This is a genomic window from Streptomyces sp. TBY4, from assembly GCF_024213195.1.
Classification (GTDB): Bacteria; Actinomycetota; Actinomycetes; order Streptomycetales; family Streptomycetaceae; genus Streptomyces.
In genome coordinates this window covers 932351-940353 of record NZ_JANAVF010000001.1, presented here as the reverse complement: position 1 = coordinate 940353, position 8003 = coordinate 932351, and the positions used below count along the sequence as shown (strand labels likewise).

General features: G+C 69.0%; 8 protein-coding genes. 2 read left to right on the top strand and 6 right to left on the bottom strand.

Annotated features, from left to right (window positions below; translation table 11 throughout):
• The first annotated feature begins 109 nt into the window (after window positions 1-109).
• Complete coding sequence (locus tag NLX94_RS04355) at window positions 110-832, top strand: protein kinase (protein WP_302168808.1); 723 nt, start codon at window positions 110-112, stop codon at window positions 830-832.
• A 572-nt stretch (window positions 833-1404) separates the two neighbouring features.
• On the top strand, window positions 1405-1947 hold the full coding sequence (locus NLX94_RS04350; protein WP_254381188.1) for a DUF4262 domain-containing protein: 543 nt from the start codon (window positions 1405-1407) through the stop codon (window positions 1945-1947).
• 249 nt (window positions 1948-2196) lie between these two features.
• On the opposite strand, the gene NLX94_RS04345 is transcribed toward NLX94_RS04350, so the two are convergent.
• From NLX94_RS04345 to NLX94_RS04320, 6 genes are all read right to left on the bottom strand, one after another.
• On the bottom strand, window positions 2197-3216 hold the full coding sequence (locus NLX94_RS04345; RefSeq protein WP_254381187.1) for a serine hydrolase: 1020 nt from the start codon (window positions 3214-3216) through the stop codon (window positions 2197-2199).
• Between the two features lie 87 nt (window positions 3217-3303).
• Window positions 3304-4401 carry a glycosyltransferase family 4 protein gene (locus NLX94_RS04340; RefSeq protein ID WP_052874275.1) on the bottom strand — a complete coding sequence of 366 codons (1098 nt, stop codon included), beginning with the start codon at window positions 4399-4401 and terminating at the stop codon, window positions 3304-3306.
• Complete coding sequence (locus tag NLX94_RS04335; RefSeq protein WP_052874274.1) at window positions 4398-4934, bottom strand: deoxycytidine triphosphate deaminase; 537 nt, start codon at window positions 4932-4934, stop codon at window positions 4398-4400. The genes NLX94_RS04340 and NLX94_RS04335 overlap by 4 nt, the downstream gene beginning before the upstream one ends.
• Entirely contained in the window at window positions 4931-5467 is a 537-nt protein-coding gene (gene dcd, locus NLX94_RS04330) for a dCTP deaminase (RefSeq protein WP_254381186.1), read from the bottom strand. Before dcd ends, NLX94_RS04335 begins: the two co-directional genes overlap by 4 nt.
• On the bottom strand, window positions 5464-6684 hold the full coding sequence (locus NLX94_RS04325) for a metallophosphoesterase (RefSeq protein WP_254381185.1): 1221 nt from the start codon (window positions 6682-6684) through the stop codon (window positions 5464-5466). The genes dcd and NLX94_RS04325 overlap by 4 nt, the downstream gene beginning before the upstream one ends.
• On the bottom strand, window positions 6681-8000 hold the full coding sequence (locus tag NLX94_RS04320) for a UDP-N-acetylglucosamine 1-carboxyvinyltransferase (RefSeq protein ID WP_052874271.1): 1320 nt from the start codon (window positions 7998-8000) through the stop codon (window positions 6681-6683). The genes NLX94_RS04325 and NLX94_RS04320 overlap by 4 nt, the downstream gene beginning before the upstream one ends.
• Window positions 8001-8003 lie beyond the last annotated feature (3 nt).

The following is an 8003-nucleotide window of genomic DNA, read 5'->3' as shown; positions in this document are numbered from 1 at the left end:
TCCTCGCGGCTCCACGCAGCCGATCACGCCAGGGCACGCTGAACAGACAACGTCACGTGATCATCGCCAGAGCCGAATTGCGTGATCGTTCACAGCACCCACGAAGGCGCTGCGTATCGTCCAGGCGGCACTTCAGGGGCTGACAGAGATGCACGAGCGTCACGGCATCCTGCATCGCGACATCAAGAGCCCCAACCTGTTCCTCACCGGCGACGCCGATCTCGTCAAGATCGGTGATCTTGGTGTCGCTGGTGCCATGGACGCATCCGGGGCTACTTCCGCTGTCCAGGTGGCGCACATGTACTCGCCTCCGGAAATTATGGTTGGCCCTCGCATCACCCGCGCGGCGGATCTGTATTCCCTTGGGCTCGTCCTGCTCGAACTCCTTGCTGGAAAGTTCGACTACGCCTCCTACACGAGGACCGAGGTCGTCGACGCACTCCAGCAGGGACTCCCGCCTCTGCGTGAGCGCGATCGTCGGCTTCCGGTCTGGGTCTGCCGCCGCCTGCGACAGCTGATCTCCAAAGCCGCCCACCCAGACCCCACCCAGCGTTTCGCTAACGCACGCGACATGAGTAGCGCTCTCGCGGCCATCAAGATCGCCGATTGGAGCGAGGCTGACGCCAACGTGTGGCAAGCTCCACATCTTCGTCGGGATGAGCACTGGAGAGTCACGGCAATTCCGGCAAAGGCGGGCGGGGTCGAATTGGCCATGTTTCGGCGCAAGTCCGCCTCCTGGCGACGTGTTGGCGAGGCTGCCGTGGTACCGACTGTTGATCACCCTCAGGCGCGTGCCTACTTCGAGACGGCGAACAAGCGCGCCGTCAACTGATCAACTGCTTTGGCTACTACGTCTTGGTCGGCGGAGGCCAACGGGGTCAGAGCCAGGGAGTCCCTTGCCGCCTCAGGCGTCACCGTGAACCGCGCTTCCCGACCGGTCCCATCCGGTTCGAGGGCTCCGTTCCGGGCGAGCTCCCAGACCTCGCTGCGGATGCGCCGGACGTCGATTCTGCCGTCAGGGACCAGGGGGGCCAGAAGCGCTCGCCATTCCTCATGGCCAGCACCAACGGAACACTCCCACAATTGCTCCACGAGTACTTCGGCCGCCCACGCGTGCCGAGGGAGGCACCGATCAGGTAGACGTGCAATGCACAGGGCGAGCAAGGCACCGTGAGTGTTCATCGCCTCCATGCCACCTCCCGCCCGTCAGCAGCAGTCCACAAGCCCACTCGTCGCCAGGGTGCCGGAGACTAAGTTGGGAAGCAAGAACGCCCACTGCTCGCGGACAGCCCGGCACCTGTGCGTGCTATTCCGGATCATCCTCGTGGACGCCCCCCGACGTCCTCGGCGAAGGGACCCGGGAGCTCGCACGAGGCCCCGTGCGCGCAGGCTTAGTCTCCTCGGATGGACGACTCCCCTTGCTTCTGCCTTCTCTGCGCCCCGACCGAATGGGGCGGGCCCGTGTCGGCGGATCGCGACCGCCGCATCACGAAGAGCGTTACGGACTACGGCTGGCACGTTATGGGCGTTGCCGGCGGTGACGCCCCAGGCGACTGGGGCTACTCCATCGGCCTCTGGCACACACTCCGCAGCCCCGAGGTAAGCGTGTTCGGCCTGCCCTCACAGACCGCGATGCAGGTAGCAAACGCCGCTGGGATCGCGATCAGAGAGGGCAATCTACTTGAGCCCGACCAGCGGCGGGGAGACGTTCTCAACGGCTATGACGTGATCGTTCGACCTGTGCATCCCAGCTGGTACCACGACTTCTTCGGCGCAGGCATCGACTTTTATCAGACCCCGCCACTGCCGATCACGCAGTTGTTCTGGCCGGACAAGGACGGACTGTTCCCCTGGGAAGAGGGGACACATGATCACTGCCGGAAGAGTCAGCCTCTGCTCTGGATTCCGAAAGACGAGACCACCGGCCCCTGGGCTCACGTCGCTTGAGGTCGGCGGCCCTGCTTAGCCGGGGTGTTGCCCGGGCTGCGTCAAGCCCAGCGGCCAGCTCAGCCACAGAGCGCCTCTGCTCGCTGCGCCTGAGACGGTCGGTACCGGGCAGCTCTCGGAGCGAACAACGACAAGGGGCAGCGTGGGCAAGAACACACCGCATAAGGACCTCAGGGTCGGCGACGTTCCGCAAGTGAGCTGCCCGCCGCCCGCTTAGGGCCGAGTGGCTCAAGTGATCGTGCACATCGTCTATGAGAAGGCGAAGGCACGGTAGGCGTTGCGGATACCAGTCAGGGGCTCGCGGTCGCGGTTGAAACGGAGCTTGTTGGTGAGGAGGACGGCCCATCGGTCCTGCTGCGGGCTGATCCACATGCCGGTGCCAGTGAAGCCGTAGTGGACCCAAATGTCCTGTCTGGGTCCGGGGTGCCAGAAGAGGCCGCGGGCGGGGGTGAGGGCGCCGGTGTGGATGCGGAGGGAGTCCTTGATCCAGGTCGGGCCGAAGGCGGCCTGGGTGGGGTTGAGCATGTGGCGGAGGAAGAGGGCGAGGTCGTCGAGGACCGAGAAGGTGCCGGCGATGCCGCAGACGCCGTCGAGGAGGCGGGCGGAGAAGTCGTGGGCGGTGCCCTTGAGGTGGGTGCCGGTGGTCTCGTCGTACTCGGTGGGGGCGCAGCGGGCTGCCTCGGCATCGGGGAGGGGGCCGAAGCGGGTCTGCGTCATGCCCAGGGGGTTCCAGATGCGGTCGGTGGCGAGCTGGTCCAGGGGCTGGCCGGAGAGGTGCTCGGCGAGGTAGCCGAGGACGAGGGCGGCTCGGTCGGTGTACTCGACGGCCTCGCCGGGCGGGCGGTGGAGGGACTCGTGGAGGACGCCGTCGCGGATGTCCTGGGGGTCGGTGCCGTAGAGGTTCTTCAGGTTCGCGCGCAACGGCAGGCCGGCGGTGTGGGTGAGCAGGTGGCGGGCCGTGGCCCGGGCTAGGGGGTGGCCTGCGACTTCGTCCCAGAAGGTGCCCAGCGGGGTGTGGAGCTGGAGCTTGCCTTCTTCGACCAGGGTGCCGATCGTGGACCAGACGGCGAGGATCTTGGTGAGGCTGGCCACGTCGAAGACGGTGTCCAGCCGCATCGGCTGGTCCGGGTGGTCGGGGTCCAGGAGGCCGACGGCTCCGCTGGCCTCGATGCCGTCGGCGTTCCCGACCGCCCACACTGCGCCGGGGTAGACCTCGTCGCGTACGCCGGTCTGGAGGAGGTCTTCGATCCGGTCGGTGGTGTGGGTCATGGTCTCCCGATCGTCGTGGGTCGCGGGTGGTCCGCTGGCCAGGTTAGTGATGGGGGCGGGGTGGTGCCGGCTGCGCCACGGGGGGTGTCAGGCGAGCCGCCGCCCGAGGTCGGTGATGGCCTTGGCAGTGGCGGTGAGTGGGAAGCGGGCGGCGTTGGTGCGGCCGGATGCCCGGAGCATTTCGAGGAGGCCGGGCGTGGTGCGCAGGCGGTGGAGGTCGTGGGCGGCGGTGGTGGGGTTGGTGAAGTCGGTGGCCAGGCCGGTGCCGGAGAGGGCTTCGCTGAGTCCGGGGACGGGTTGGTAGAGGACGGGGAGTCCGCAGGCCTGGGCTTCGAGGGCGACGAGGCCCATGGCCTCCAGGGTGGTTGAGGGCACGGCGAGCACGTCGTGGTCGGCGAAGGCCCTCCACAGTTGGGCGCGGCGGAACCAGCCGAGGTAGCGGACGTGGACGCCGAGCTGGCGGATGACCGGGGCGAGGTCGAGGAACTGGGTGCGCGGGGCCGCGATGCTCAGCTCGACCGAGCGGGTGGCCGCGACGGCTTGGAGGAGGGGTTCGAGGCCCTTCTCGGAACTGAGGCGGCCTGCGAAGAGGATCCGCAGGTGGCTGGTGGGCCGTCGGGCGGGCCGGGGCGGTGGGCCGGTGAGGAGGTGGTCGGGGATGCCCCAGGGGATCTTCTCGATCTTGCGCCTGTCCGTCTTGGGGGCGAGCTTGAGCAGGCGGTCGGCCATGGCGCCGGTGGGGACGACGATCGCGTCGGCAGCGGAGGCGGTCTCTCGGAGAACGCGTAGCTGCGTGGTGTGGTTCTCGGCGTGCAGGAGGTCGGTTCCGTGGACGAAGGCGATCCGGGGGTGGGCGGGCAGGGCACGCAGGAGGGCGGGGGTGGCGCCGAAGGCCAGGTGGTGCAGGTGCAGCACGCTGATCTGGCGCGGGTCGATGGCGGCCGTCATGGCGTGGCGCAGGTTGGTGACGTACCGGCTGAAGGCGTGGCCGTCGAGGCATTTGCCAGCGGCTTGCAGCAGGTCGATGCCGGCCGGGGTACGGGGGTGGGGGCCGTCGGGGGCAAGCATGAAGGCGCGGGCGGGGATCGCGGGCTGGGTGCCGGCGTAGAAGTCGAGGAACAGTTCGACGCTTCCACCGGGGCTGGGGAACGGCAGGTCGAGGGCAGTGGCGACGACGCGGTTCACTGGCGGCCTCCCGGGTTCTCCTCGTAGAGGCGTGAGGTCTCGATGCCATCGCTGGTGCGGTACTTGAGGCCGTGCTGCTGGTAGCTGGCGGGGGAGCCGTGGGTGCGGAGGAAGACGAGTTTGCCGAAGGTCATGCCGGGCCGGACGCGTACGGGGCGAGTGGCTCGGATCTCCAGGGTCCAGCGGATCGCGTGGCCCTGGTGCCCGAGCGGCGCGGAGACGTGGACCCAGATGCCGAGGGAGCCGGTGGTGCGGTCTCCGTTCAGGAGCTGGGCGTACGTCTCGGAGCCGGTCCGCTCCAGGGTGTGTCCGAGGTAGAGGTGACCGGGCTCCAGGACGTAGCCGTCGTCGGGGAGGGTGAGTTCGGAGAAGGCGGTGGGACTGGCGGCGTCGAGGTCGCCCTCGCAGACGCGGAGCGTGCTGCCCAGGCGCCAGTCGTACGCGTTGGGGGACAGGCGGTCCGGGTCGTACGGGTCGATGGTGATGCCGCCCGCCTGGTGGGCGGCGGCGATGGCCGGTCCGGTGAGGATCACGCGGTCACCGCCGTGGCGTCGAGGTCGCGCCAGTAGGAGGAGGGCTGAGGCCCGGAGGCCGCCTGGTACTTGCCCTCGTACAGGTCGATGGCGCCCTCGGAGACGAAGAACATGATCTGCCCGATCTTCATCCCGGCGTAGACGCGCACGGGGCGGGTCGGGGTGAGCATCAGCGTCCACTGGCCGTGGAAGCCGATGTCACCGATGGGTGCGGTGATCTCGACGAAGAGCCCCAGTCGGCCGACGGAGGAACGGCCGAAGAGCAGGGGGACGAAGAGGTCGGATCCCACTTCCTCCAAGGTGTGGCCGAGGTACAGCTCGCCGGGATGCAGGACGTGGCCGTCGTCGCCGATCTCTGTGCGGCGGGTGGGATTCGGGTGGTGGGTGTCGAGTACCTGGTCGGTGTAGGTGAGCAGGGTCCCGCCCAGGCGGACGTTGTAGCTGTTCGGGTTGACCTGGGTCGGAGTGAAGGGGGAGATGCGCAGCCGTCCGTCCTTCGAGGCGGAGGTGATCTCGGGCCCGGTGAGGATCACTGGTCGTCTCCGTTGGTCAGGATGCTCCGGATCGCCGAGCCGAGGCTGAGGCCGGCAGGGTGGGCTCGGCTGCCGAGACAGGTGTCGGCGAGGTAGTCGGTGGTCAGCACGCTCGCCAGCCCGGCGGGGAGCGGATCGGGGGAGTTGATCAGGGGGCCCGCCCGCTCGGTGAGGTGAGTCAGCAGTGCAGCGGGGTCGTTACAGAAGGCCGGCGCGACCTGGGCCTCGACCAGGCTGTTGTCGAACGGCTCGATGGCCAGCAGATCTCCCGCGGTGAGGACTTCGCCCAGCAGCGTCGTGCGCACGGCGGTCTCGTTGAGGACGACCGCCTCGCTACCCAGCCCGCTGCGCAACCGGTCGGCCAGTTCACGGAGCAGGGCGTGGCGGTCGAGAGGCTTGTTCCGATAGGGCGCTACGAGACGTCCCAACGGCTCGGCCAGCTGGGCGTCGATGGAGGCGATCTGTTCACGGACGGAGGCCAGCTCGGTCGGCAGGACGGATCCCGAGGTGTCGGGGAAACGGGCGGTCCGCCCGACCCAGCCTTCGGGGGAGCGTTCGGCGACTGCGTAGCCGACGGCGAGTTCCTGCCCCTTGAGCACGATGGTGCTGCCGACCCGTTCGGGTCCGGTGTGTTCGCTGTGGCAGTGGCCGGCGAAGACCACGTCGAGTAATGGGTACGCCTCGGCGAGCTGGAGGTCCTGCTCGAATCCGGAGTGGCTGAGGAGGACCCAGGAGTCGACCTCGTGGTGGTGCACGAGCATCAGTTCGCGCAGAGTCTGGACGGGGTCGGTGAAGCGGTGGGCGGACCGCTGCCCGGCCGGGATCGAGTTGTACGCCTGCTGGCCGATCACGGCCGTGACGGCCGTCCTTCGGCCCGCGATGTCCACGATGCGCAGACGTCTGAAGAGCGCGTTGCCGGTGGAGTCCTCGACGACGTTCGCGCATACGGTCCGCTGGTGGAGGGCGGGCTCGAAGTAGTGCGGCCAGCCGTGGTTCCCGGGAGCGACGACGTCGTACAGGGCGAGCAGGATGTCCCGTTCGAGTGCGCCGCGGCCGAGGCGGTAGTACCCGGTGCCCTCGAAGAAGTCGCCGCAGTCCACCAGCAGGCTGTCCGTGCGTGCCTGGTGGAGGTGCCCGAGCAGCGGGTCGCCGGCACCGAGGGCTGAGTGGACGTCGGTGGTGGCCATGATCTGTCGTAGGGAACGGGCCGTGGTCATGGCGCGACCTCGCAGATGTCGGCGCCGAGGTGGATGAGCTTGCCGGGCAGGTCGGCGTGGCCGCGGCGGAGCTGGTCGACTCCGCCGAGGGTGGTGATGCCGCGGGCGGTCAGGGCGGCGACCATGAGTGCGGAGCCGGTGCGGATGTCGGTGGCCTCTACCCCGGCTCCGGTGAGGCGTTGCGGGCCGGTCAGCCGGCATTCGGTGGGGGAGATCTCCTCGATCTTCGCGCCGAGCCGAGCCAACTGGGGCAGCAGGTTCCCGTGGCGGCCGGGGTTGATGGAGTCGGCGAACAGGTGTGTCCCGGGCTGGCCGAGAGCCAGTGCCATCAGGGGAGGTTCGAAATCGGCGTCCAGGCCGCCGGTGGCGAGTGTGGCGATGGCGCGAAGGGGACGACCCGTGGGCCGGGCGGCGCTTCCGTCGACCAGGAGGCCGTCCTCCCGTACCGAGGTGGGGATGCCCAGCCGTTGCAGGGCTGCCTGCAACGGCACCACATCCCGACCTTGGACGCCCTCGATGCGCGCGGTCCCACCGGTGGCGGCAACGGCGCAGGCCAGGGTGCCTGCCTCGATCTTGTCGCCTGGTACGCGCCAAGCCGGAGCCTCGGCCGGTGATGCCGCTGCCGGGCTCAGGTCCAGGACCTGTTCGCCAGCTCGGGCCTCCCATCCCGCCGAGCGCAGGGCGTCCAGCACGGTGATTACTTCTGGCGACAGGTTCGGCCGACCGAGGTGCAGCGCACGGCCCGCGACGACCGCACGCAGGACGGCGACGACCGTCGCACCGCGCGACCGGAACGGCAGCGTGTGGGTGACCGTTCCGGTGGTGGGTCGACCGGCCGCGACGTCATAGCCCTCGTCATGGACGGCGACACGGTCACCGAACGCCTCGTACACCTTGAAGTGCAGGTTCATGCCGCGCTCCCCGATCCGGCATCCCCCGGGCCAGGGCAGCCGGGCGCTCCCTTGTAGGGCGAGGAGTGCGGGCACCAGGTAGTACGACGCGCGGATACGCGCGGCCGGGGCCAGGTCGGGTTCCGCGGGTACGGCGTCAGGGGCCATGATCACCACGCTGTCGTGCCGTCCCACAGCTCGGGCGACGTGCCAGCCCGCTCCTTGGATCAAGGTGAGCATCCAGTGGACGTCGGCGCTGGCGGGGACGTTCTCCAGCTGGATGGTCCGGCGCACGGCTGCTGCGGCGGCCAGCAGCGGCAGGGCGGCGTTCTTGGAGCCGTCGACGGTGACCGAACCGGAGAGGGGACTCCCCGGACGTACGGCGATGACCTCCGCGCTCGTCGCAAGAGCTCGATGGGGTGCCATGCG